Raw genomic sequence first — 22,705 nt, forward strand, 5'->3', positions numbered from 1 at the left:
CGACCCCATCGCCATCGACCGCTTTCGAGGAGCTCCCATGACCGACAGTCTTCATTCCCGCATGCACGTCGTCTCCGACGAGACCCGCAACCTGGTCAATCTGGTCCTCGAATACTCCCGACGGCGCACCCTGGCCGAGGACACTCCACTCGATCATCCGACCTCGGAAGCCGAGCTGCGCAGACTGGCCGGCCCAACCGTCACCGAGGAGGGGCTCGGGTCCGCGCGGGCGCTGGCGATCTTCGAACATATCTTCGCCCCCGCGTGCATCTCGACCGATCACCCGAAGTACCTGTCGTTCATCCCCAGCGCGCCGACGAAGGCCGCCGTCGCCTTCGACCTCGTCGTCTCCGCCAGTGCCCTCTACGGCGGGTCGTGGCTCGAAGGTGCCGGAGTCGTCCATGCGGAGAACGAGGTGCTGCGCTGGCTGGCAGGTGAGTTCGGGCTGCCCGAGGCCGCCGGCGGCGTCTTCGTCCAAGGCGGAACGATCGGCAACCTCTCCGCGCTCGTGGCCGCGCGCAACGCGCAGAAGGAGAAGCTCGGCGATGCCCGTCCGGGGCGGTGGGTGATCGTGTGCAGTGCCGAGGCCCACTCATCGGTCGCCTCGGCGGCGGAGGTCATGGGCGTCGACGTCGCGCCCGTTCCCACAGGAGAGGACGGGATCCTGCGCCCGGACGGGGTGCGCGAGGCACTGCAGGAGCACGGCGATGCGGTGATCGCAGTGGTGGCCACCTCGGGGACGACGAATTTCGGCACGATCGACGACATCGCCGGGATCGCGGCACTCAAGGACGAGTTGGACTTCTGGCTGCACATCGACGGCGCCTACGGACTGGCCGCGATGCTGGCCCCGCAGGCCCGGCACAAATTCACCGGCGTCGAGGCGGCCGATTCGCTCATCGTCGATCCCCACAAATGGCTCTTCGCCCCCTTCGACGCGTGTGCGCTCATCTACCGTGACCCGAATACGGGACGGCGAGCGCACACACAGAAGGCCGAATATCTCGATACGCTCACCGAGGCCCAGGAATGGAGCCCCTCGGACTTCGCCATTCAGCTCACCCGTCGTCCGCGCGGACTGCCCCTCTGGTATTCGCTGGCCAGCTATGGTGCCGAGACGTACCGCGAGGCGATCGGACACTCGATCGACCTGGCCATGCAGATCGCCACGGAGATCCGCAGGCGCGAGCACCTGCGCCTCGTGCGCGAACCCGAGCTCTCCGTCGTCGTCTTCGAACGCGACGGATGGACACGGGCGGACTATGAGGCCTGGTCGGACCGACTGCTGAACGATCAGCGGGCGTTCGTCGTGCCGAGCTCGCATGCGGGACGACCGAACGCACGGTTCGCGATCGTCAACCCGCTGACGACGTTCGACGACCTCGTCGACATCCTCGACACCATGGAGTGAGCGCCCGGCACGTGGGTGCGCAGCGCTCGTGAGTCCTCCGTGTGCGAAGGTGCGGCGCTCGTGAGCGTCCGGCTCAGCTGCCCTGGCCCGATGCCTCGTCCGACCGCGGGCGCAGGGCGACGGTGAAGAACGGCAGGAGCGCCTGCGTGACCGGTCCGATGCTCAGCGCGTAGAGCGCGGTGCCGACGCCGATGACGCCTCCGAGGGCCCACCCGACGGCGACGACGCTGACCTCGATGACGGTGCGTACGAGTCGGATCGACCGTCCGGTGACCCGGGAGAGTCCGGTCATCAGGCCGTCGCGCGGTCCCGGTCCGAACTGGGAGCCGATGTACATCGCCGAGGCGACGCCGTTGAGGCCGACGCCTGCGACCATGAACGCGATCTGCCAGCCGAGACCCTCCGGATGCGGGAGGACGAGGAGCGTGAGGTCGAGCGCGGGTCCGATGCTCAGCGCGTTGAGGACGGTGCCCAGCCCCGGCATCTGCTTGAGCGGAATCCACGCGAGCAGGACGAGCACCGAGGTGATCGTGACGATGGTGCCGAAGCTCAACGGCACATGTGCAAGGATCCCGGAGTGCAGGACATCCCAAGGAATCATGCCGAGACCGGCGAGGACGACCATCGCCATCGACGCGCCGTAGAGGTAGAGGCCGATGATCAGCTGGGGGAGTCGCCGTGCGAGCCGTCCGCCACTGAGCTGGCTGATCGGCCCGACATTGGCGAGTTCCCGGCGCGGAGAGTGGGACCGTGGCATGGTTCTCTTTCGTCAGGAGGAGTCTGTCGATCCCATTCTCACCTCGATTGGCCTTGCAAAGAATAGCCAATTGTCAGAAAGTGGTCCCATGACGACGATGAGCGCACGGCGGCTGGCAGGAATCATCGGGAGCGGACCCTGGGCGTCTCCCGCCAATGAATCCGTCGCCGAGGCGGTCGTCCGCGCCATCAGCGACGGCCGGGTGCCCGTGGGCATCCGGCTGCCCAGCGAACGCGAGCTCGCCGCCGGCATCGGCGTGTCGAGGACGACGACCGCTCGCGTGTACGCGCGGCTGCGTGAGCACGGCTTCATCCGCACCCGCCGCGGTTCCGGCAGCGTCGTGGAGATCCCCGCGGTGCCCGGCGGCCGGATCGACCACCTGCTCTCACCGGTGGGTCCCGGCGAGGGTCTCATCGATCTCACGTGCACGGCGACGACCGCCCCTGCCCGGGTCCGTGAGGCCTTCGCCTCGGCCTTGGACGCACTGCCAGCCTATCTGCCGGGTACCGGTTACTACCCCTCGGGCATCCCCGCGCTGCGGGAGCTCGTCGCAGACCGTTTCACCGCGCGGGGTGCGCCGACGCACCCCGACGAGATCCTCATCACCGCCGGTGCCCTTGGCGGCGCAGCCGTGGGACTGCGAGCGCTGCTGACCTCGCCCGCCCGTGTGCTCATCGAGAGCCCGAGCTACCCGAATGCGATCGCGACGATCGAGGCCGCCGGCGGCCGTGGTGTGTCCTATCCGCTTGAGATCGACAGTGCCGGACGGCACTTCTGGGACACCTCGGCGATGGGGGAGGTGATGCGGAGCAACCGTGTGCGTTCGGCCTATCTCATCCCCGACTTCCACAATCCCACCGGTGCACTCCTGCCCGAGGAACAGCGGCCCGCCCTGGCCGAGGAGCTCGAGCGCAGCGCCGTTGTCCCGGTGTTCGACGAGTCACTCGTCGAACTCGGCCTCGACGACCACCCGGCGCCGACGCCGATGGCGGCACTCGTGCCCGACTCGATCACCGTCGGCAGCACGAGCAAGATCTTCTGGGGCGGGCTGCGGATCGGGTGGATGCGGATTCCGCAGCACCGTTTCGATGCGGTGGCCTCGGCGCGCCTTGCGCTCGACCTGGGTGCTCCCGTCCTCGAACAGCTTGCCGCCGTCGAACTGCTGCGCGATCACGATGCGATCGTCGGCGACTTCCGACGGCGCCTGCGGCAGGCGCGCGACCGGCTCGCAGCGGCAGTGCGCGCCCATTGCCCGGACTGGCAGGTCGTCGTCCCACCCGGTGGGATGGCCCTGTGGGTGCGTCTGCCCGAAGAGCGGTCGGGCGCGCTCACCGCCGCGGCCGCTGGGCACGGGCTCGCGCTGGTCTCCGGGCCGAACTTCGCTCCGGCCGGAGGGCTCGACGGGTGGATCCGGCTGCCCTATACGGTCGCCCGGGCCGAACTCGACCAGGTGGCGCCGCGACTGGCCGCCGCCTGGCAGGATGCTCTCGACCGCCGTGCACCGCAGCGGCAGGAGCGCGCCCGCATCGTCGCCTGAAGCCCGCAGCCGCCAGTGCGCAGGTGTCGGCCGGGTCGGTTCGGTCGGCTGGCCTCAGGTCACTCGGGTCGGTTCGGTCGGGCGGTCCGCGGGCCGGGTGCCGGGGGGGATGAACATGACGAGTCTGCGTACGATGAGGACATGGCAGAGAACAACGCACTCAATCACGATGAGCAGTACACGACGTCGGTGACCGTCGAGGACTTCCGCGACAACCTCGCCGAGGTGGAACGACGCATTTCGGCTGCGGCGGAGCGGGCCGGTCGCGACCGGCAGGAGATCGAACTGCTGCCTGTGAGCAAGACCGTGCCTCAGGAACGCATCCGTGCAGCGGTCGCAGCCGGGTGTCACAAGCTGGGGGAGAACAAGGTCCAGGAGGCGTTTCGGAAGTCCGAGGAGATGGCCGACCTCGACATCGATTGGGCCGTGATCGGTCATCTGCAGTCGAACAAGGCCAAGGACGTCGCGAAGTTCGCCAGCGAATTCCAGGCGCTTGACCGGATCAAGGTCGCCCGTGCGCTCGATCGCCGCCTCGAAGCCGAGGGGCGCAGCCTCGACGTGTACGTGCAGGTCAACACCTCTGCCGAAGACTCGAAGTTCGGAATGCCGCCCGAGGAGCTCACCGGCTTCCTCAGGCAGGTGCGCGAATTCGACAGGCTCAACATTCAGGGCCTGATGACCCTGGCCGTCTTCTCCTCGGACATCGAGCGTGTGCGACCGTGTTTCCAGCAGCTGCGGGAGCTGCGCGACAGGACCCGAGAGACCGACCCCTCACTCCTCGGACCCGCTCGACTGTCGATGGGCATGTCCGGGGACTTCGAGGTCGCCATCGAAGAGGGCGCGAACTGCGTGCGGGTCGGTCAGGCGATCTTCGGCAGACGCTCCCTGCCCGATTCGCACTATTGGCCGGAGAACGGCTGAGGGCCCGCCGCGCGGTGGCCACATCGTCGAAGGTCATCTGGTGGGTCGCCGGCCTCGCCCTCGGTCTGCTGGCAGGGTCGGTCATTCCCGGGATCGGGCAGGCAGCCGAATGGGCACTGACGCCCTGCCTCATCGTGCTGCTCTTCCTCACCTTCCTCGACCTCCCGTTCGAAGGGGCAGTGAGAGCGTTCGGGGATCTGCGTTTCCTGGCGGCGGTGGCGGGCATGAACTTCCTCATCGTCCCTCTCATAGTGGCGGGCCTCGTCGCCGTCGTCGATCTCACCGAGTTCGTCGATCTCGCCGAACCGATGCTGCTGGCGATGCTCGTCGTGCTGCTGTGTCCCTGCATCGACTACGTCATCGTCTTCACTCGTGCCGTCGACGGCAGCGCCGAGAAGCTTCTGGGCCTCACCCCAATCCTCATGATCGCCCAGATCCTCCTCCTGCCGGTGAGCATCTGGGCGATCACCGGAGGCAGACTGAGCGCCGCACTGCCGCCGCGCCCGCTGGTCTCAGCGCTCGTGCTCTTCATCATCGTCCCGCTCCTCGCTGCGGTCATCGTGCGTGTGGCAGCACGACGGTCGGGGCGTCTGCAGCGTGGCGCGCAGGCAGCAGCATCCCTGATGGACCCCGTGATGACAGTGACCCTGCTGGTCATCGCCGCCTCGGTGGCTCCGCTGATCGGCGGTTCGATCCGCCACCTCGGCGGCGTTGCCATCGTCTTCGCGGCCTTCGCCGTGGTCATGGTCGGTCTCGGTTGGACGGTGACCCGTTGGCTCGGTCTCGATTCCGGTTCATCACGGGCCGTGGTGCTGTCGGCGGTGACGAGGAATTCTCTCGTCGTACTGCCGATCGTGCGGGCGGTGACCGGCGCCGGCATCGGCCCGGCCACGGTGGTCACTCAGACGCTGGTCGAGGTCCTCTTCCTCCTCGTCCTCACCCGGTTCCTGCCGAAGATCCTCCCGAATACTGCGGTGTCCGAAAACCGCTAGTATTCGCAGTCGGCAGCGACCAGAATGGAAACATGCTCACCACCGATCAGTGCTATCAGGCGGTCACCTCCCGTGACAGGCGCTTCGACGGAATGTTCTTCACGGCGGTGCGCACGACCGGCATCTTCTGCCGCCCGTCCTGTCCCGCCAGGACCCCACGGCGGGAGAACGTCGACTTCTTCAGAAGCGCAGCGGCCGCCGCCGAAGCGGGCTTCCGCGCCTGCCGGCGCTGCCTGCCCGACGCCAGCCCGAACTCGCCCGAATGGGACACGCGCGGCGATCTCGTCGCCCGCGCGGTGCGACTGATCCGTGACGGCTGCATTGACCGGGTCGGAGTCGACGGCCTCGCCGCTGAACTCGGATACAGTGCCCGCCAGCTCGGCCGGCTTATGCGCGACGAGCTCGGAGCCGGACCGTTGGCGTTGGCGCGGACCGAACGTGTGCGCACGGCGCGGACCCTCATCGAATCCACGGCGATGCCGATGAGCGAGATCGCCTTCGCCGCGGGCTTCTCCAGCATCCGCCAGTTCAACGACACCGTCCGGGACGTGTACTCGGCCAGCCCCCGGCAGCTGCGGGGCGCAGGAGCGTCCGGTGCCGGAACGTCGGAGCTCATGCTTCGGCTGGCTTATCGCCCGCCGTTCGATCTCGACCACCTCCTCGACTACCTCAGCGTGCGTGCGGTGCCCGGAATCGAATCCGTCGCACACGGAGCCTACACGCGGTCGATGCGACTGGCCCACGGTCCGGCGGTCGTCACCCTGAGGCAGGGTGCAGGTGACTACGTCGACTGCCGACTCCGCCTGGCCGACACTCGCGATCTGGGAAGCGCCGTCGCGCGGTCCCGTCGGATCCTCGACCTCGATGCCGATCCCACAGCGGTCGCCGCCACATTGCGCACGGCAGGCTTCCGTGATCTCGTCGACCGGCATCCCGGCATCCGCTCGCCCGGGCATTCCGATCCGGTGGAGCTGGCTATTCGTACTGTCCTCGGGCAGCAGATCTCGCTGGCCGCCGCCGGAACCCATCTGGGCCGCCTCGTCGCTGGGGCGGGGGAGACGCTTCCGTCGGAGCTGCGCGTGGACGGGGTCGATTCGCTCTTCCCCACCGCCGAGGTGATCGCGGAGATCCCAGGTGATCAATGGTCCCTGCCGAAACGAAGGATCGCGACCATCCGCGCGCTGGCCCGCGCACTCGCGGTCGGTGACATCGACCTCGGTGCCGGCTGTGACCGTGAGGAGGCCGGCCGTCTGCTCCTCGCTCTGCCGGGGATCGGGCCGTGGAGCCTCGGATACATTCGGATGCGTGCCCTCGGGGATCCCGACGTCTTCCTCCACACCGATCTGGGAGTGAAGAAGGCCCTGGCGAGTCTCGATCTCGTCGACGAGGTCGAGACGCTCGCGAAACGGTCGAGCCCGTGGGGGTCCTATCTCACTCACCTGCTGTGGGCCGAACACGCCCGAACACACATTGCCGAGAGGACAGACTCATGAGGACGACAACCCCGACACAGAAGTTACCGACACAGAGCGGACCGACGACACTGCCCACATCGTCACCGACCCCTCCGACACATCACGTGCCGACCCGACCGACCGAATTCGCGGTCCCGGATATGACCGCCCGCCAGCACCGGACAGTGATCGACTCACCATTGGGTCCGATCATGCTGACCTCCGACGGCACACACCTGACCGGGCTGTATCTCGAGGTCTCGGATGCGGTTCTGGCGAGGGTCACGACCGTCTTCGGCGCGGAACCGGAGACCAACGATGATCTGACGATCTTCGCCGACACCGCGGCGCAGCTGGGGGAGTACTTCGCCGGTCACCGACGCGGATTCGACCTGCCGTTGGCACCACAGGGCACCGAGTTCCAGCGCAGCGTCTGGCAGGGTCTGCTCGAGATTCCCTACGGGCATACGGCGAACTACGGCGAACTGGCCGAAGCCGTGGGTCGGCCCACGGCGGCCCGGGCCGTGGGTGCCGCAAACGGCAAGAACCCGATCAGCATCATCGTGCCCTGCCACAGGGTCATCGGAGCCAACGGCTCACTGACCGGCTACGCCTGGGGAGAGGACAAGAAGCGCCGCCTGCTCACCTTAGAATCCCACCCCAAGTGACCCCTCTTACCACCTGACGGCGGCCCAGCAACCTCGCGCCAGGTTGCTGGGCCGCCGTCAGGTAGCAAATGGGGATGGATAACGAGGAAGGGCCGAGATCCTTTTCGGATCTCGGCCCTTCTGCGGTGGAGGTAAGGGGATTCGAACCCCTGACCTTCTCCATGCCATGGAGACGCGCTACCAACTGCGCCATACCCCCTTGTGCCTGATCAATATTACCCAGGCGTGGGTGTCAGGCCAAATCGGGCGAAGGTGACGCTCGCCACAGGGGTGCGCAGGCGGCCCGAAGTCGGCTGACTCGGGCCGCCTGTGGCTAGACGTACGGCCTGACCTGACTGAGGTAGCGGACGATGTCGCGCTCCCGCAGCTCACGGAGGCGCTGGTCCCGCTCATAAGCGCGCAGCTGTGCCTCGCGTCTGCGCTCCGACTTCCGGCGGCGGTCGTCGGAGGTCGTGGCCGGGCGGCGGGCCCACCGGATCAGCTTGATCCCGGTGCTCAGGGCCCACCGGCGTGGGTAGGTGAATGGGAATGTGGTCGACACAATGATTCCTTCATGGTTCAAGGCAGGGGATATCTGCAATTGGGCAGGAGATATCCCGGAATGGCAATGAGCGAAACAATTCCGACAATGCGCATCACAAATCAAGGTGCGCTGAATCAGAATGTTGTGATGAACCCGAATCGGGTGATGCGAAAAGGAATGTCTCTGTCGAAAATGGGACTCCTCTTCACAGCACTGCAAGCGCCAGCGGATCGAAGCCGCAGGTGGCGAAGAGGTGACGATTCGACAGTTCACATCGGCAGACGAGCTGCCTGGGACGCTTTATCCGAATAGGGTGTGGCCGGACCGAGGGTCAAGTGGCCGGTGGAAGACAGCCGGATTCCGGGCGATGATCGGCATTGAGCCGAAATTCGGCCGGAAGCCTACCGGCGGAGAAAGACGCGAATGACGGCTGGTGATCAGCCGACGAGTCCCAGTCCGCCATGCAGGCAGGCAGCAAGTCCATGCTCGGGCGTTCGAAGGTCGGGCCCTGAAAAAGGAATATTCATCATCGAAGCTGCGCTCCTCTCATGGTCGTGGATCTCGCGTGAACGGCGTCAGCGTCCACAATGGTCGGGATGCAATCGGAGGTTTTATCTGCGAATCCGTAATTGCACTGTCGAATTTAGCACAGTATTGATTGTGTGCGGAAGTTTTGTTCATTATTTTCTCAAATTGATTCGACAATTCGACGGGCCATCGGATTTCGTCGCCCCGGCGGACGAGGTGAGCCACGTTCTGTGTGCCTGATTCTGTGCGCATGGGACCGACCATGTCCGGACCACGACCATGTCCGGGCCACGACGTAGAATCGATCCAGACGTGCATCTACAGGGGAGCCTAGAATGTCAGAGACCGCCGCAGCCCGACGTCTTGTCGTCGGATACATCGCCACCGATCGCGGACGCGATGCGATCGCACTCGCCATATCGATCGCCCGCTCCATCGACATCGAACTCGTCGTGACCATCGTCCGGCCGGAGTCGTCGACCGTCATCGCCGGCAGCGCCGTGCCCCAGGACGGTTCGGGAATCGTAGCTCAGCAGATCGACGACTGGCTCGACGAGGCACTGGCCCTCATCCCCGACGACATCCCCGCGAAGGGAGTCATCCACATCGCGGCGAACGAATCGAAGGGGCTCATGGAGGTCGCCGAGACCGAAGGTGCCCTGGGTATCGTCATCGGCGCACGCGCGGCGAGCCTGATGCGTCAGCTGCGGATCGGGACGGTGGCCTCGGCGCTGTTGCACTCCTCGGAGGTGCCGGTCGTCCTCGCACCTCCCGGCAGATCCGACATCGGTCCGATCTCTCGTGTCACCGCTCTCTTCGGGGCGCGTCCCGGAGCGAATACCCTCATCGGTGCTGCGGTGGCCTCGGCGGCGGGGCTCGGTGTCGATCTGCGTCTGCTCTCGCTGATCGAGTACGAAGGCCTCTATGACGACGACGTCGCGGAGGTCACCGAGTTCGCCGAACAGTACGGCGGAGCGGTCCTGGCCGAACGCGCCTCGGAGATGCTCGAATCAGGACATGCCGCTGTCACCTCCCATGTCGGCGCCGACATCGAAGAGGCCGCCGAAAGGATCGACTGGCAGCCGGGCGATCTCGCATTCATCGGCTCGAGTCGCCTGGGACGCGGCGGCAAGGTGGCCATCGGCGCCCGGGCCAGGCGACTGCTGCGGGTGCTGCCCGTACCGGTCGTCGTCGTGCCCCGGCGAGCGGTGAGTCCGGACCGACCGTCCGACGCGAACTGAGGGTCCGCAACTTCGTGAGGACACGGGACTCGCACCGGATCGAACTTCGACTGGGTGCTCACGCCACTGCGGCATGGGTCCATCCGGGCAGCTCCGCGAGACGGCCCCTGCTCGTGGTGCACGGATTCCGCGGCGATCATCATGGGATGGACCTCATCGCCGGCAGCATCGACGACCGTGAGGTCATCGTGCCCGATCTGCCCGGATTCGGTGACACTCGGCCATTGGAGGCTGGATCCGGCCTGGACTCGTACATCGAGTATCTGTCCTTTCTGCGCGCCGAGGTGGCTCGCCGGTGGGAGACCGAACCGATCCTCGTCGGGCACTCCTTCGGATCGATCCTCGTCAGCCACCTCGCCGCCGCGCACCCCGACGCGGTCCCCGAGCTCGTCCTCATCAACCCGATCACGTCTCCGGCGCTCGAGGGCTCGGCACGATTCCTCACCGCCCTCACCCGCGCCTACTACGACCTCGGCGCGCGCCTCCCCGAGCGCGCCGGCCGTGCACTGCTGGACAGCCGGATCATCGTGCGGGCCATGAGTGAGATGATGGCGACGACCCGCGATCGGGGGCTGCGACGCTACATCCACGATCAGCATGCACGCTATTTCTCGTCATTTGCCGATCGGGACTCGCTGGCGGAGGCGTACGCGACATCCGTCGCTCACACCGTCACCGAGGTGGCCCCCTCCTTGACCATGCCCACCCTCGTCATCGCGGGGGACCGTGACGCGATCGCCCCCATCGGACCGACCCGGGAGTTCGTCTCTGCGCTTCCTGCTGTCCGCGTCGTCGAATTGGCCGGGGTCGGGCACCTGGTGCACTACGAGCGGTCCGAGGAGGCCGCCTCGGCGATCATGGATTTCGCCGCAGAACGCGACTGATCGGAGCGCGAATAGGCGAGGGGCCGTTGCGCATCAGCGCAACGGCCCCTCGCCTATTCACAGGCTGAGTCATTCAGCGACGGGAGTCGCGAGCCCAGCGGTAGAGGATGGGCAGGAGGAAGGCGAAGCACGCGGCGAGCAGGCCGCCCCAGAACACCCAGAATTCGGTTCCCTCGGGCGAGGAGAAGGCCGCGCCGAAGAGGTAGAGGCCGAACACGAAGAGAGCGAACGCAATGATGAAGACGATGACGTCGGCAAAGGATGCCGAGTTGCGGGTCCGCTTCGCGGCGACAGTATTGGACATGGTTCCTCCGGCAGATGTTTCTGGTGGTCACGTTGACACTCACCGGCCAGTCTACATCGCGTAGAGAACTTTGCTCATCTCCGGTCGCGTTCGGCGCTTCGCTCCGGAACGAGCCATCCGAGCAGGGCGGAGACGATCGAGACGATGATCGCGGCGAGGATGGCGGAGAAGAAGAACGAGTCGATGGTGAACACGAATGGAGTGAAACCGCTGAGCCAGCTCGTGAGTGCGAGCATCAGCGCGTTGATCACGATCGAGAACAGCCCGAGGGTCAGGCACGTGATCGGTGCGGAGACGAAGCTGAGGATCGGTTTGATGAAGGCATTGGCCAATCCGAAGATGAGCCCGATGACGAGGTAGGAGATGATCATCGCCGGGATCGGTCCGGCCTGCTCCTCGACGACATGATTACCCGTGATCGTCACGCCCGGCAGGATCCAGGCAGCCACCCAGATCGCACACGCGTTGACGACGACTCGAGCGAAGAAGTTCATGCTCGCCATCCTCCCAGACCGATCTGCGTTCTTTCTGAGTCGAGGATGGGAATGAGGTCCGTGCCGACCCTCGCGAGAGGTCCGTGCCGACCGGCACGAGAGACACGAGAGAACCGTGCCGACCGTCGCCGGGATGGTGACCAAACTCAACCTGAAGTCGCCGTCTCGCGCTTCAATCCGGCGCGCAGAACCAGTAGCCTGAAAGACGGACCGGACGGTCCCGACGACGGCGTGCATCTACCGAGTGATTTGATCCAGGTCACCACGGCGGCACAGACCCCGCACAGGCGGGCGCAGAAACTGGATTGGTATGACTGACAGCAACCTCCCCGCAGAAGCCGAATCTCGACCACAGGGAACGGTCGCCTCGGCAAGCGAACCGACCCTGTTCTCAGCCGTCGGCCGCAGCTACTTCCCGATCGCGTTCGTCGCTCGGATGCCCTTCGCCATGATCGTCGTCGGTGTGCTCACCCTTGTCGTCGCCGGCCGCGGGTCGCTCAGCCTCGGCGGGATCAACTCCGCGATGGTCGGCCTGGGCACGGCGGTCTTCGGCTCATTCATCGGTGCCGCCGCGGACCGCTGGGGCCAGCGCTATGTGCTCCTCATCGTCGGCGTTCTCAACTGTGCGGCTCTGACATTCATGGCCTGGGTCGTCTTCAGCCCGCTGCCCGACGTCGTGGTCTTCATCGCGGCGTTCGCGATCGGCGCCACCTCGCCGCAGGTCGCACCGATGTCTCGTTCGAGAATCGTCGACATCGTGCTGACCGTGCTGCCGCAGGCGCGTCGGCCGAAGGTGCTCAACGGCGCGATGGCCTACGAATCCGCCGCCGACGAGGTCATCTTCGTCTTCGGTCCGTTCATCGTCGGCCTGCTCGCGACCCTGTTCGATCCGGTCGCGCCGATCATCGGCGCCATCGTCATGACCCTCGTCTTCGTCTCGGCCTTTGCGCTGCACCCCACAGGACGGACCCGCTCCGCCGGCAGCATCGCTGCTGTGGCCGAGCGTGCCCCGGCGAAGGACATGTTCACCCCCGGTGTCTTCGTCGTCATCCTCGGGGTGTTCGGAATCGGCATGGTCTTCGGCTCGACCCTGACGGCCCTGACCGCACTGACGAACGACATCGGCCGCCCCGAAGAGGCCGGGCTCGTCTATGGCGTGATGGGCATCGGATCCGCGATCCTCGCGATCTCCGTTGCGCTCTTCCCCGCCGGCTTCGCGCTCTGGGCACGGCTGCTGTGCTTCGCCCCCGTCCTGCTGACCGGAGCCGTCGTGCTCGCCGCGACCGAGTCGATGCCGGTCATCGTCATCGCCCTGCTGCTCATGGGTACGGCCATCGGCCCGAGCCTCGTCACGTTCTTCAGCCTCGCGGCCGAACGGTCTCCGCGGGGACGCTCGGCGACGGTCATGTCGATGGCCGGGTCGGCGATCATCGTCGGTCAGTCCGTGGCCTCAGCGATCAACGGGATCCTCGCCGAGGACCGGGGAACGGCCACGGCGATGGCCGTGCCGGTGGCCGCCTCGGCGATCGTCCTCCTGGCAGGTGTGCTCAATCTGTTCTCCTCCATCTCCCGGCGCCGAGGCGGCCCCACCGGCCGTCGCACCGTTGCCGGACGCAGTGGCATCGGTTCCGGTGATGACGCCCGCGCTCGAAACGACAAGAACGAGATCTGAATCACTCTGATCGACCGCTTTCTGGGACGCTGTGTCCCAGTGTTCGCGCGGTGTGACCGAGGTCCGACCGGAGAGTAGGATGTCCGCTGGTCCATCGTGAAACACGCCACGAAACGTGTGTTCTCACACCACTACGGAAAGCACATCATGTCATCAAGCACCTCGACGACCGAGGCCGTCCGCGCCGATACCCGGTTCTTCGGACACCCCCTGCCGCTCATGCAGCTGTTCAGCCTGGAACTGTGGGAGCGCTTCTCCTACTACGGGATGAACGGCATCCTCGCCCTCTATCTCTATTTCAGCGTCACCGACGGCGGCATGGGGATGGAGCAGGGCACGGCCGTGGGCATCGTCGGAGCGTACGGCGGTGCGGTCTTCCTCGCCACGATCCTCGGTGCCTGGGTCGCCGACCGGCTGGCGGGAGCGGAGAAGGTCCTCTTCTACTCGGCGATCATCATCATGATCGGCCACATCTGCTTGGCACTCATCCCCGGCTTCGGGGGAGTGGCGGTCGGACTCATCCTCGTCGCACTCGGCTCGGGCGGGCTGAAAGCGAACGCCTCGGCGCTCGTCGGCGAACTCTATGAGGAGAAGGACCCGCGCCGTGACGCCGGCTTCACGATCTTCTACATGGGTGTGAACATCGGCGCCCTCATCGGACCGCTGCTCACCGGCCTCCTGCAGCAGAACATCGGATTCCACTACGGCTTCGGTGCCGCCGCCGTCGGCATGGCACTGGGCCTCGTCATCTACCTCACCGGCCGGAAGAACCTGCCTCCGGAGTCCCGGATCGTGGTCAACCCGCTGCCGAAGAACAAGCTCTACCTCTTCATCGTCGAAGTCCTCGTCGTCGTGCTGGCCGCCACCCTGCTGTGGATGACGAAGATCGTCAACCCCGAGAATCTCGATTGGTGGATCGCGGGCATCTCCGCCGGCGCCGCAGCGTGCTACTTCATCGTCATGGGCACCTCGCCGAAGACGAACTCCGACGAGCGTTCCCGCGTTCTCGCCTACATCCCGTTCTTCCTGACGGTCGTCGTGTTCTGGTCGATGTACCAGCAGATCTTCGGGGTGCTCACCATCTACTCCGATACCCAGCTCAACCGGTCGATCTTCGGCTGGGAGATGCCGATCAACTGGATCCAGCTGATCCCCGCGTTCTTCGTCATCGTCTTCGCGCCACTGTTCGCGACCATGTGGATGAAGCTCGGGCCGAAGCAGATCTCCACACCGGTCAAGGCCGGACTGTCGCTGATCCTGATCGGAGTTGGCTTCCTCATGTTCCTGCCGTTCTCGGGTGCCGGTACGAACGCCACCCCGCTGCTGTGGGTCGTGCTCACACTTGCGGTGTTCGTCTTCGGCGAGCTGCTCATCTCGCCGGTGGGCCTGTCGTTCTCGACGAAGGTGGCACCGAAGGTGTTCCAGTCGCAGATGATCGCCGTCTTCTTCCTCGCCTCGGGCGTGGGCACCGCACTGTCCGGCGTGCTCGGCGGATACTTCGACACTGCCAACCAGGCGCCGTACTGGACGTCGATCGGTGGAGCCTCGATTGTGATCGGCCTGTTGGCGCTGACCCTGACGAAGCCGATGCTCAAGCTGCTCCGCGGCATCCGCTGACCCCGTCTGCAGCTGATGACCGGACCCTGACGGCCAGCGTCCGCTGACCACGGTCTGCCGGTCGTACGACTACGCGAAGGCCCCTTCAACCTGTGAGTTGCGAGGGGCCTTCGGCGTAGAGGCTCAGACGCCGATGAAGATCGGCAGGGCCTGTGGGTGGTGGGCGTGGACGATCGTGAGGAACACGAGGGCGTCGAAGAGCAGATGCACCGTGACGGTATACGGCAGCGATTTCGTGCGGGTGAAGATGAACGCCTGGACGAGGGCGAAGGGAATCGTCAGCAGCGGCCCGATCGAGCGGTAGCCGAGTTCCCACAGGAACGAGACGAAGATGATCGAGGTGAACACGTTCGCCGTCCAGAACGAGAAGTGTTTGCGCAGCAGGGCGAAGACCGTGCAGATGAAGAACAGTTCGTCCCAGATCCCCACCGCGTTCACCCCGAAGAAGAGGCGGACGATCTCCGACCAGTTCGTCAGCGGCGGCCAGTTGAGGTAGACCCCGGTGCGCAGGAAGTACTGCGGCAGCACCGCCCACGCGACCACGACGACGAAGGCCAGCCATCCCCACTCCAGCCGCGACCACGGCTGACCCCGCCTGAGCGGGAACACGATCGTCCGGTCGTTGAACAGGTATCGGGTGACCAGCCACGGGCCGACGACGACGGCCGAGAGCACCACTCCCATGCGGGCGATGTTCGTCCAGGAGATGTCGGCTTCGACCGAGATCGCTGAGATGAGCGCCAGGCACGCGGTGATGACGCTGAGGTCGCGGGCGAAACCTCGGTTCGCACTCCAGGCCACAACGAGTCCCGCCAGTATCGGCGCGTAGCCGAATACCCTCACCTGCGGAAACGTGGTCCCGACCCCGAAAAGGACGATCGCTGAGATCGCGATGAGCGCAGTGGCGCAGGCCTCCCGGCTGAGCAGCCCGAGTCGAGGCGAGACGAGATCGGGCGCGTGATTGTTCTCCACGGTCCACACTGTAGACGAGCGGAGACCGCCCGACGTCGAACCGACTCGATCCGACACGTAGGATCGGGGTATCGAAAGGACTTCAGTGGATCCAGAGGACTACAGCGATCTCCTCGCCGATCTCGCGCCCCCACTCGGCACCGAGATCGTGTCGGCACACGAGGCGATCGGCCGCACCACCGCGGGAGATGTCGCGGCCGCGCACGCCGTTCCCGCGTTCCCCACCTCGGCGATGGACGGATTCGCCCTTGACCGGGAGGCGTGGACAGCGGTTCGGGAGGGAGACGGAGTTCCCGTCATCGGCGACGTTCCCGCCGGTCACGATTCCGTCCCGCTGCGTCGATGCTCTGCCGTGCGGGTGATGACTGGTTCCCCGGTCCCCACCGGCGCCGAGGCGGTCGTTCCCGTCGAATTCACCGATGCCCGGCCGACGGGCCCGGCTCCGGAGTCGATCCGTGTCACCTCCCTGCCGCCCACCGCCGGCCGAGGGTGGAACATTCGTTCGGTGGGCGAGGACATCGCGACCGGCGCCCTCGTCGTCCCGAGCGGATCACGACTGACGGCGGCCGGAGTCGGCACTCTCGCCATGCTCGGGCTCGACGAGGTCGAGGTCCTCAGGCGACCGCGTGTGGGAGTCATCGTCACCGGAGACGAACTGCGCACGCTCGGGTCGGCGACGCCAGCGCCCGGTGCGGAGGCGACCGACACAGAACCGACCGACGTGCCGCCACCCGAGACAGAGGCGGCCGGTCCGACCATTCGCAATTCGAATCTGCCGATGCTCTCTTCTGCGATCTCCGCACTCGGCTGTCAACCGGTCGAAGCGACATGTGGGGACGACACCAGCGAGTTCCTGACGCTGCTGCGCGGAATGGAAGACACGGTCGACCTCGTACTCACCACGGGAGGCATCAGCGCCGGAGCCTTCGAAGTCGTGCGCCAGACTCTTGAGGGCCGACGATCCCGGTTCGTCCGCCTCGGCATGAGACCGGGCGCCCCGCAGGGGTTCGGACGGTTCGGTTCGCTTCCGCTGCTCCATTTTCCCGGCACCCCGCAGGGCGCGTTCCTGTCCTTCCACCTGTTCGCTCAGTCCCTGCTGACGGGGCACTCGCTGCGCGAACGATGGACGAAGCGGGTCTACCAGGGCCCCGAACTCGCCGAGCACCCTCGAGCCGTGACCTTCGGTCCCGGTGCCTTCACCGGCGGGGGAGAGGTCCGCGATCTCGGGCGCACTCGTCTGACGAACTTCGCGATCGCCGACGTCATCGTCCGCATTCCCCGCGGCACGGGGACGATCTCCGCCGGATCGATCATCGAGTGTCTGGACATCTGATCCCGGCCTGCCCGAATTGATCGCCTACTGTCCGAACTGGGCTCGTACACTCCGAACTAGGATGGAGTCATGACAGAACCTCGTCTCGATTCCGCCGAGCGGGCCCGCTACGCCCGCCAGATCCGTCTGCCTGGATTCGGTGAGACCGCGCAGCAGGCGCTGCTGGAAGCGCACGCCTTCGTCATCGGCGCCGGCGGCCTCGGCGCCCCGGTGCTCAGCTACCTTGCCGCCGTGGGAATCGGGACGATCACGGTCATCGACCCCGACATCGTCGAGCTGAGCAACCTCCACCGACAGGTCATCCACACCGAGGCGGCCGTCGGGTCCCGCAAGATCGATTCGGCCAGGGAGCGGATGAGCGGAATCAACTCGGACATCGAGATCCGCACCCTGCCGGTCCTGCTCACCCCCGAGAACGTGCTCGAGGTGCTCGACGGTGTCGACATCGTCATCGACGGCAGTGACAACTTCGCCACCCGGTACCTGGCCAACGATGCCTGTGAGATCCTCGGCATCCCCCTCGTCTGGGGCACCATCCTCGGCTTCGACGGCCAGGTCGCGGTCTTCGACGCACGCGCCGGCGCCACGCTGCGCGACCTCTACCCGGACGTTCCGGCACCAGGCTCCGTCCCCGACTGCGCGACCGCCGGAGTGCTCGGCCCCCTGTGCGGAAGCATCGGCTCGGCCATGGCGATGGAAGCGGTCAAGATGCTCACCGGCATCGGACGGCCCCTGACGAACGCGGTCGCGATCCATAACAGCCTCGACGCGAGCTGGGAGAGAGTTCCGGTGTCCAGGCGGCCCGACCGCACACGCGTGACCGACTTGCGGGACCACCTCGGCGACTATGGGCAGCAGCCGACACCTGACAATGCGAATGCACCGACCGGCAGGGCCGAGGCGTCAGCGAACGATTCCGAAGCACCGGGCGGCGGCTGCGTGGGGCCGGCCGGCGAAGGTGAGGCCACGCATGGCCTCGGTCCGGCCGAGCAGCGCTGGCCCGATCTGGACGCGGACCGGCTGCTCGTCGACATCCGTGAGGACGATGAGGTGGCCGCCGGGATGGTGCCCGGCGCGATCCATATTCCGATGGACGAACTGCTCGATGACCCGCAGCAGCTGCTCGACAAGGCCGACGAGCGCGATCAGGAGGACGGCACCGGCCGACGCACTGCCGCCCTCTACTGTCGTTCCGGGGTGCGTTCGGCTCGTGCCGCGGCGGCACTCCGTTCCCATGGGATCGCCGTGAGCTCGGTCAGCGGGGGATACCTCGCCTACCTCTCCCAACCGGTGCACCAGAACAGCTGAGACCGAACGACTGTACTCCCCTGAACGGAGGGGTCGTTCTGATGCGACCGTGCGGAACCGCCCGACAGTATTCGCGCAGCTCCGGCGCATCGAGGAGCGTTCAGGCGCGCTGAAAGGCGGTCCCTCGTCAGCCGCCGGCGAACGGCGGCAGGACGTCGACGGTGTCCCCCTCGGCAAGCGCGGCACTGCGATCGGTCGCGGCCACGGAATTGACGAGGAAGCTCGACCGGGACAGCACGGTCGCAGCCTGCTCATCGGCCGCCTCGGCGAGAGTGTCGACGAGGTCGTCGACGGATCCTGCGCTGAGTCGGGTCTCCCGGGCGCCGAAGGCCTCACGGGCGGCGGCGAAGAATCGGACGGTGATGGTGGGCACTTATCCTCCGATGGCACTCATGGGACGTTGGGGCTGCACGAAGTCGTCGGTGTCCATCCCGTGCCCGGCGAGCTTCTTCCAGTGCGCGCCCTTCCACAGATCGGCGATCGCCTCATCATCGGCGCCCCGCCGCATCGCCGTGAGCAGGTCGACTTCTGTGTGAGAGAACAGGCAGGTGCGCACGCGACCCTCGGCGGTCAGACGCGTGCGGGTGCAGTCGGCGCAGAACGGTCTGGTCACCGAGGCGATGATGCCGACCGTCCCGAGGGCGGTTCCGGGATCACGGCGATCGGCGACGAGGAACTTCTCCGCCGGGGCGCCGTTGCGCGGCGCCGAATCCGGGGTGAGCACGAAGCGGGGTTCGAGCAGGGCGAAGATGTCGGCGGCGGTGATCATCTCACCGCGATCCCATGAGTGACCGGCGTCGAGGGGCATCTGTTCGATGAAGCGCAGGCTCAGACCCCGGTCGAGGCACCACTGCAGCAGATCCGGGGCCTGGTGGTCGTTGACGCCGGGCAGCAGGACCGCGTTGATCTTCACCGGATCGAGTCCGGCCTCCTGCGCCCCGTCGATGCCCTCGAGCACACGGTGGAGGAACGGCCGTCTGGCCATGGTCTCGAAGGTCTCCGGGTCGACGGTGTCCAGAGACACGTTGATCCGGTCGAGCCCGGCCGCCTTGAGCTTCGCCGCACGCTTGTCCAAGCCGATCGCGTTCGTCGTCAGGGCGATGTTCGGTCGGGGTTCGAGCGCAGCGACACCGGAGATGATCTCGTTGATGTCCTTGCGGGTCAGGGGCTCACCACCGGTGAACCGCACCTGATCGACTCCGAACTTCTCGACCGCGATGCGCACGAAGCGCACGATCTCCTCACGAGTCATCGCGGCATCCCGGGACATGAACTCGACGCCTTCGGCGGGCATGCAGTACGTGCAGCGCAGATTGCAGAAGTCCGTCAGCGAGATCCGCAGATCCCGTGCTCGGCGGTCGTATTGATCGAGGAGGGAGTTCTCATCGTGCGCGGTGAACCCGTCGCCCGGGTCGAGCGTCGGAGTCCTCAGCACCGGCATCGGCAGTCCGATCGTCGACATGGCGGCATCCTCCTTACAGAACCTCTCGTATCATCGTCCCATGACTACGGCGAAGATGCATCGAGCACGGATATACGAGACGATCGATCCACTGACCGGGACACGCAGCCTCCCACTCACGGGCCTGCTCGACTGCCCCCGCAGACTTGATGCCGACGTGGTCTCACCGATCGACGTTCCCGGGTTCGACAATTCCAGCATGGACGGCTACGCCCTGGCCGCAGCCACACTGGAGGCCCGCTCAGGTGCCGGGGAACCCGCTCCGATCCCAGTGCGCGGACAGGTCGCCGCCGGGGCCCGAGGCCACACCGTCGCCCCCGGCACCGCGGTCGAGATCATGACCGGAGCCCCGCTGCCGCCGGGAACCGACACGATCATCCGCATCGAGGACACCGCGCCCGGTGCCTTCGGGGCGGAGTCGATCACCCTCGACCTTCCCACCGGCACCGAGAATCCCCAGGTCGGGAACTTCGTCCGTCCTCTCGGCAGCGATGTCAGAGCCGGTCAGACCGTGCTGAGCGCGGGCACACAGCTGCGACCTGCCCACCTCGGCGTGGCTGCGGCCTGCGGCATCACCGAACTCCCCGTGCGATCCCTGCCGCGGATCCTCATCATCAGCACCGGAGACGAGATCACCGCCGAGGCGGCCGCCGGGATCAACGACGCGAACTCCGTGACGCTCTCGGCCGGGCTGCGCCGCCTCGGTGCGGAGACCGAGGTGGCGTTCGTCCCCGACGACCCCCAGGCGCTGCTCGACACTGTGCGAGGCAGCACCGCCGACCTCGTCATCTCCACCGGCGGCATCTCCAAGGGCGCGCACGAGGTCGTCAAACTCGCCGCCGAAGCCGACCCGAGCGCGGCAATGGTCTTCGAACCGATCGCCATGCAGCCAGGAGGACCTCAGGGCTGCGGTCGGCTCGCCGACCATCCCTGGGTCGCGCTTCCCGGCAACCCGGTGAGCACGCTCATCAGCTTCGAGATGTTCATCCGGCCCGCGCTGCTGGGAATCCCCGGCGATGAACCCCCACGCGAAGTCGGATACCACCGTCTGGCCCACGGTTTCGACGAAACCCCGCCGACCGGCAAACTCCAGATCCGCCGGGCCAGACTCACCGACCAGGGGCTACAGTTCATCGGCGGCTCCCGCTCGCACCTGCTCCACAGCTATGCCGAGGCCACCCACCTCGTGTTCGTCTCACCTGAGACGCCGGGACCGGACGATCCGTTCTCAGCCGCGGGCGATAGGCTGATGACGTGGAAGATCGCATGAAACTCAGCCACGTCGATGAGACCGGAACCGCCCAGATGGTCGACGTCGGCGACAAGGACGTGACGAAACGACGCGCAGTGGCCTCCGGGACCATCACCACGCGCGCCGAGGTCATCGACATGATCGCGCAAGCCGGACTGCCCAAGGGCGATGCCCTGCCCGTGGCCCGCATCGCCGCGGTGATGGGCGCCAAACGCACCAGCGACCTCATCCCGCTGTGCCATCCGCTGCCGCTGACCGGCATCGACGTCGATTTCGAACTGACCACCGATGCGGTGACCATCACCGCCGCGGTGAAGACCGTGTCGAAGACCGGAGTCGAGATGGAGGCACTGACCGCCGTGACCACGGCCGCGCTGACGATCTTCGACATGATCAAAGCCGTCGACAACCAGGCCGTGATCGGCGATATCAAGGTCACCGAGAAATCCGGAGGGAGGAGCGGAGATTGGACACGCCAGGTTTGACCACCGCGATCGCCGGTGAGACTGGCGGCACCGTCATCACCACCGGAGTCGTCGAGACCGAGATCTCGACCACCGCCCTCGAACCCGATGTCCTCACCGATGTCTGCGGTGCCGTCGTCAGCTTCTCCGGGGTCATCCGCGATCACGACGACGGCCGGGGAGTCCGGGGCCTGCACTACGAGTCCCATCCGCTGGCCGCCCAGCAGATCGCCGAGGTGGCCGCCGACATCGCTTCTCGCCATTCCGAAGTCCGGCTCTCAGTCGTCCATCGTGTCGGAGACCTCGAGATCGGTGATGTCGCCCTGGCCGCCGTCGTGGCTTCCGCCCATCGCACAGACTCCTTCCTCGCCTGCGCCGAACTCATCGACGAGGTCAAGGCGCGTGTGGCGATCTGGAAGCACCAGCACTTCACCGACGGCACCGACGAATGGGTGGGAGCTCTCGAATGACCCAGCTGCGCATCAGTGACGCCGCGCGATTCCTCGGCGTCAGCGACGACACCGTCCGGCGCTGGATCAGCGACGGCCGCCTCACCGCCCTCAAGGACTCGTCGAACCGTGCGGTCGTCGAAGGCAGGGAACTCGCAGAACTCGCCCAAGCATCAGCGGCCTCACTCGCCGATCCGAGTGGCGTCAAGAGCTCCTCGCGCAACCGCTTCGCCGGCCTCGTCACCGATGTCGCCGTGGACGGTGTCATGGCCCAGGTGAGCATGCAGTGCGGGCCCTTCCGAGTGGTCTCGCTGATGTCTGCCGAAGCCTGCCGCGAACTCGATCTGCGGCCGGGCAGCCTTGCCACCGCCTCGGTGAAGGCGACGATGGTCACGGTCGATACGGTGCCCGCGGACTGATCTCTGTGCCGTGAATTCGGAACTCGACCACAGTTGGAGCCTC

The 22,705-nt window shown here is 66.4% G+C and carries 23 protein-coding genes and 1 tRNA gene; 16 read left to right on the forward strand and 8 right to left on the reverse strand.

Annotation, left to right across the window (positions count from 1 at the left end; translation table 11 throughout):
- Positions 1 to 37: 37 nt before the first annotated feature.
- Positions 38 to 1,411 (forward strand): pyridoxal phosphate-dependent decarboxylase family protein, encoded by a 1,374-nt coding sequence (locus J9314_RS08860; RefSeq protein ID WP_210605359.1) that lies wholly within the window; start codon positions 38 to 40, stop codon positions 1,409 to 1,411.
- Positions 1,412 to 1,484: 73 nt separating this feature from the next.
- Here J9314_RS08860 and yczE read toward each other — a convergent pair whose 3' ends face one another.
- Entirely contained in the window at positions 1,485 to 2,168 is a 684-nt protein-coding gene (gene yczE, locus J9314_RS08865) for a membrane protein YczE (protein ID WP_210605360.1), read from the reverse strand.
- A gap of 88 nt (positions 2,169 to 2,256) precedes the next feature.
- Here yczE and yczR point away from each other — a divergent pair, with 88 nt between their 5' ends.
- The 5 genes from yczR (at position 2,257) to J9314_RS08890 (ending at position 7,740) form a co-directional block, all read left to right on the forward strand.
- Complete coding sequence (gene yczR / locus J9314_RS08870) at positions 2,257 to 3,705, forward strand: MocR-like transcription factor YczR (RefSeq protein ID WP_246490702.1); 1,449 nt, start codon at positions 2,257 to 2,259, stop codon at positions 3,703 to 3,705.
- A gap of 141 nt (positions 3,706 to 3,846) precedes the next feature.
- Entirely contained in the window at positions 3,847 to 4,626 is a 780-nt protein-coding gene (locus tag J9314_RS08875) for a YggS family pyridoxal phosphate-dependent enzyme (RefSeq protein WP_210605361.1), read from the forward strand.
- A gap of 14 nt (positions 4,627 to 4,640) precedes the next feature.
- The gene (locus tag J9314_RS08880) at positions 4,641 to 5,618 is read left to right on the forward strand and encodes an arsenic resistance protein (protein WP_210605362.1); all 978 of its coding nucleotides are present in this window, start codon (positions 4,641 to 4,643) and stop codon (positions 5,616 to 5,618) included.
- Between the two features lie 32 nt (positions 5,619 to 5,650).
- The gene (locus tag J9314_RS08885; protein ID WP_210605363.1) at positions 5,651 to 7,111 is read left to right on the forward strand and encodes an AlkA N-terminal domain-containing protein; all 1,461 of its coding nucleotides are present in this window, start codon (positions 5,651 to 5,653) and stop codon (positions 7,109 to 7,111) included.
- Between the two features lie 122 nt (positions 7,112 to 7,233).
- Positions 7,234 to 7,740 carry a methylated-DNA--[protein]-cysteine S-methyltransferase gene (locus J9314_RS08890; RefSeq protein WP_210605602.1) on the forward strand — a complete coding sequence of 169 codons (507 nt, stop codon included), beginning with the start codon at positions 7,234 to 7,236 and terminating at the stop codon, positions 7,738 to 7,740.
- Positions 7,741 to 7,866: 126 nt separating this feature from the next.
- Here J9314_RS08890 and J9314_RS08895 read toward each other — a convergent pair.
- Positions 7,867 to 7,939, reverse strand: a tRNA-Ala gene (locus J9314_RS08895).
- Between the two features lie 114 nt (positions 7,940 to 8,053).
- The gene (locus tag J9314_RS08900) at positions 8,054 to 8,281 is read right to left on the reverse strand and encodes a hypothetical protein (RefSeq protein ID WP_181275253.1); all 228 of its coding nucleotides are present in this window, start codon (positions 8,279 to 8,281) and stop codon (positions 8,054 to 8,056) included.
- 845 nt (positions 8,282 to 9,126) lie between these two features.
- Between J9314_RS08900 and J9314_RS08905 the strand changes: the two genes are divergently transcribed.
- Positions 9,127 to 10,032 carry a universal stress protein gene (locus tag J9314_RS08905; protein ID WP_181275252.1) on the forward strand — a complete coding sequence of 302 codons (906 nt, stop codon included), beginning with the start codon at positions 9,127 to 9,129 and terminating at the stop codon, positions 10,030 to 10,032.
- A 14-nt stretch (positions 10,033 to 10,046) separates the two neighbouring features.
- Positions 10,047 to 10,916 (forward strand): alpha/beta fold hydrolase, encoded by an 870-nt coding sequence (locus J9314_RS08910; RefSeq protein WP_210605364.1) that lies wholly within the window; start codon positions 10,047 to 10,049, stop codon positions 10,914 to 10,916.
- A 73-nt stretch (positions 10,917 to 10,989) separates the two neighbouring features.
- Here the strand turns inward: J9314_RS08910 and J9314_RS08915 are convergent, their stop codons facing one another.
- Both J9314_RS08915 and J9314_RS08920 read right to left on the reverse strand, forming a co-directional pair.
- Positions 10,990 to 11,220 (reverse strand): hypothetical protein, encoded by a 231-nt coding sequence (locus J9314_RS08915; protein WP_181275250.1) that lies wholly within the window; start codon positions 11,218 to 11,220, stop codon positions 10,990 to 10,992.
- A gap of 74 nt (positions 11,221 to 11,294) precedes the next feature.
- Positions 11,295 to 11,714, reverse strand: a complete 420-nt coding sequence (locus J9314_RS08920) for a phage holin family protein (protein ID WP_181275249.1) — start codon at positions 11,712 to 11,714, stop codon at positions 11,295 to 11,297.
- Positions 11,715 to 12,024: 310 nt separating this feature from the next.
- Between J9314_RS08920 and J9314_RS08925 the strand changes: the two genes are divergently transcribed.
- Together J9314_RS08925 and J9314_RS08930 are read left to right on the forward strand one after the other, a co-directional pair.
- Positions 12,025 to 13,386, forward strand: coding sequence for an MFS transporter (locus J9314_RS08925; RefSeq protein ID WP_210605365.1), 1,362 nt, complete (start codon positions 12,025 to 12,027; stop codon positions 13,384 to 13,386).
- A gap of 147 nt (positions 13,387 to 13,533) precedes the next feature.
- Positions 13,534 to 15,003 (forward strand): peptide MFS transporter, encoded by a 1,470-nt coding sequence (locus tag J9314_RS08930; RefSeq protein WP_210605366.1) that lies wholly within the window; start codon positions 13,534 to 13,536, stop codon positions 15,001 to 15,003.
- A 123-nt stretch (positions 15,004 to 15,126) separates the two neighbouring features.
- On the opposite strand, the gene J9314_RS08935 is transcribed toward J9314_RS08930, so the two are convergent.
- The gene (locus J9314_RS08935) at positions 15,127 to 15,975 is read right to left on the reverse strand and encodes a CPBP family intramembrane glutamic endopeptidase (RefSeq protein ID WP_246490704.1); all 849 of its coding nucleotides are present in this window, start codon (positions 15,973 to 15,975) and stop codon (positions 15,127 to 15,129) included.
- Positions 15,976 to 16,060: 85 nt separating this feature from the next.
- Between J9314_RS08935 and J9314_RS08940 the strand changes: the two genes are divergently transcribed.
- Together J9314_RS08940 and J9314_RS08945 are read left to right on the forward strand one after the other, a co-directional pair.
- Positions 16,061 to 17,308, forward strand: coding sequence for a molybdopterin molybdotransferase MoeA (locus tag J9314_RS08940; protein WP_210605368.1), 1,248 nt, complete (start codon positions 16,061 to 16,063; stop codon positions 17,306 to 17,308).
- 69 nt (positions 17,309 to 17,377) lie between these two features.
- A complete protein-coding gene (locus J9314_RS08945; protein ID WP_210605369.1) occupies positions 17,378 to 18,616 on the forward strand; it encodes a HesA/MoeB/ThiF family protein in 1,239 nt (412 codons plus the stop codon).
- 127 nt (positions 18,617 to 18,743) lie between these two features.
- On the opposite strand, the gene J9314_RS08950 is transcribed toward J9314_RS08945, so the two are convergent.
- Together J9314_RS08950 and moaA are read right to left on the reverse strand one after the other, a co-directional pair.
- On the reverse strand, positions 18,744 to 18,989 hold the full coding sequence (locus tag J9314_RS08950) for a MoaD/ThiS family protein (RefSeq protein ID WP_181275243.1): 246 nt from the start codon (positions 18,987 to 18,989) through the stop codon (positions 18,744 to 18,746).
- Positions 18,990 to 20,078, reverse strand: coding sequence for a GTP 3',8-cyclase MoaA (gene moaA / locus J9314_RS08955; RefSeq protein WP_210605370.1), 1,089 nt, complete (start codon positions 20,076 to 20,078; stop codon positions 18,990 to 18,992). It lies immediately after the preceding gene.
- 40 nt (positions 20,079 to 20,118) lie between these two features.
- On the opposite strand from moaA, the gene J9314_RS08960 reads away from it, so the two are divergent.
- Genes J9314_RS08960 through J9314_RS08975 form a run of 4 tightly spaced genes read left to right on the forward strand, consistent with a single transcriptional unit; the run spans position 20,119 to position 22,662 of the window.
- Positions 20,119 to 21,348 carry a molybdopterin molybdotransferase MoeA gene (locus J9314_RS08960; protein ID WP_246490705.1) on the forward strand — a complete coding sequence of 410 codons (1,230 nt, stop codon included), beginning with the start codon at positions 20,119 to 20,121 and terminating at the stop codon, positions 21,346 to 21,348.
- Complete coding sequence (gene moaC, locus J9314_RS08965; RefSeq protein ID WP_210605371.1) at positions 21,345 to 21,815, forward strand: cyclic pyranopterin monophosphate synthase MoaC; 471 nt, start codon at positions 21,345 to 21,347, stop codon at positions 21,813 to 21,815. The genes J9314_RS08960 and moaC overlap by 4 nt, the downstream gene beginning before the upstream one ends.
- A complete protein-coding gene (locus tag J9314_RS08970; protein ID WP_258234212.1) occupies positions 21,797 to 22,264 on the forward strand; it encodes a molybdenum cofactor biosynthesis protein MoaE in 468 nt (155 codons plus the stop codon). The genes moaC and J9314_RS08970 overlap by 19 nt, the downstream gene beginning before the upstream one ends.
- Positions 22,261 to 22,662 (forward strand): TOBE domain-containing protein, encoded by a 402-nt coding sequence (locus J9314_RS08975; protein WP_181275240.1) that lies wholly within the window; start codon positions 22,261 to 22,263, stop codon positions 22,660 to 22,662. The genes J9314_RS08970 and J9314_RS08975 overlap by 4 nt, the downstream gene beginning before the upstream one ends.
- The last annotated feature ends 43 nt before the right edge of the window (positions 22,663 to 22,705 follow it).

Source organism: Brevibacterium oceani, from assembly GCF_017948325.1.
Taxonomy (GTDB): Bacteria; Actinomycetota; Actinomycetes; order Actinomycetales; family Brevibacteriaceae; genus Brevibacterium; species Brevibacterium oceani.

Coding starts and splice junctions, on each gene's coding strand:
- J9314_RS08860 (WP_210605359.1), top strand. CDS start 38: ATGACCGACAGTCTTCATTCCCGCATGCACGTCGTCTCCGACGAGACC.
- yczE (WP_210605360.1), bottom strand. CDS start 2,168: ATGCCACGGTCCCACTCTCCGCGCCGGGAACTCGCCAATGTCGGGCCG.
- yczR (WP_246490702.1), top strand. CDS start 2,257: ATGACGACGATGAGCGCACGGCGGCTGGCAGGAATCATCGGGAGCGGA.
- J9314_RS08875 (WP_210605361.1), top strand. CDS start 3,847: ATGGCAGAGAACAACGCACTCAATCACGATGAGCAGTACACGACGTCG.
- J9314_RS08885 (WP_210605363.1), top strand. CDS start 5,651: ATGCTCACCACCGATCAGTGCTATCAGGCGGTCACCTCCCGTGACAGG.
- J9314_RS08890 (WP_210605602.1), top strand. CDS start 7,234: ATGACCGCCCGCCAGCACCGGACAGTGATCGACTCACCATTGGGTCCG.
- J9314_RS08905 (WP_181275252.1), top strand. CDS start 9,127: ATGTCAGAGACCGCCGCAGCCCGACGTCTTGTCGTCGGATACATCGCC.
- J9314_RS08915 (WP_181275250.1), bottom strand. CDS start 11,220: ATGTCCAATACTGTCGCCGCGAAGCGGACCCGCAACTCGGCATCCTTT.
- J9314_RS08920 (WP_181275249.1), bottom strand. CDS start 11,714: ATGAACTTCTTCGCTCGAGTCGTCGTCAACGCGTGTGCGATCTGGGTG.
- J9314_RS08925 (WP_210605365.1), top strand. CDS start 12,025: ATGACTGACAGCAACCTCCCCGCAGAAGCCGAATCTCGACCACAGGGA.
- J9314_RS08930 (WP_210605366.1), top strand. CDS start 13,534: ATGTCATCAAGCACCTCGACGACCGAGGCCGTCCGCGCCGATACCCGG.
- J9314_RS08945 (WP_210605369.1), top strand. CDS start 17,378: ATGACAGAACCTCGTCTCGATTCCGCCGAGCGGGCCCGCTACGCCCGC.
- moaA (WP_210605370.1), bottom strand. CDS start 20,078: ATGTCGACGATCGGACTGCCGATGCCGGTGCTGAGGACTCCGACGCTC.
- J9314_RS08960 (WP_246490705.1), top strand. CDS start 20,119: ATGACTACGGCGAAGATGCATCGAGCACGGATATACGAGACGATCGAT.
- moaC (WP_210605371.1), top strand. CDS start 21,345: ATGAAACTCAGCCACGTCGATGAGACCGGAACCGCCCAGATGGTCGAC.
- J9314_RS08975 (WP_181275240.1), top strand. CDS start 22,261: ATGACCCAGCTGCGCATCAGTGACGCCGCGCGATTCCTCGGCGTCAGC.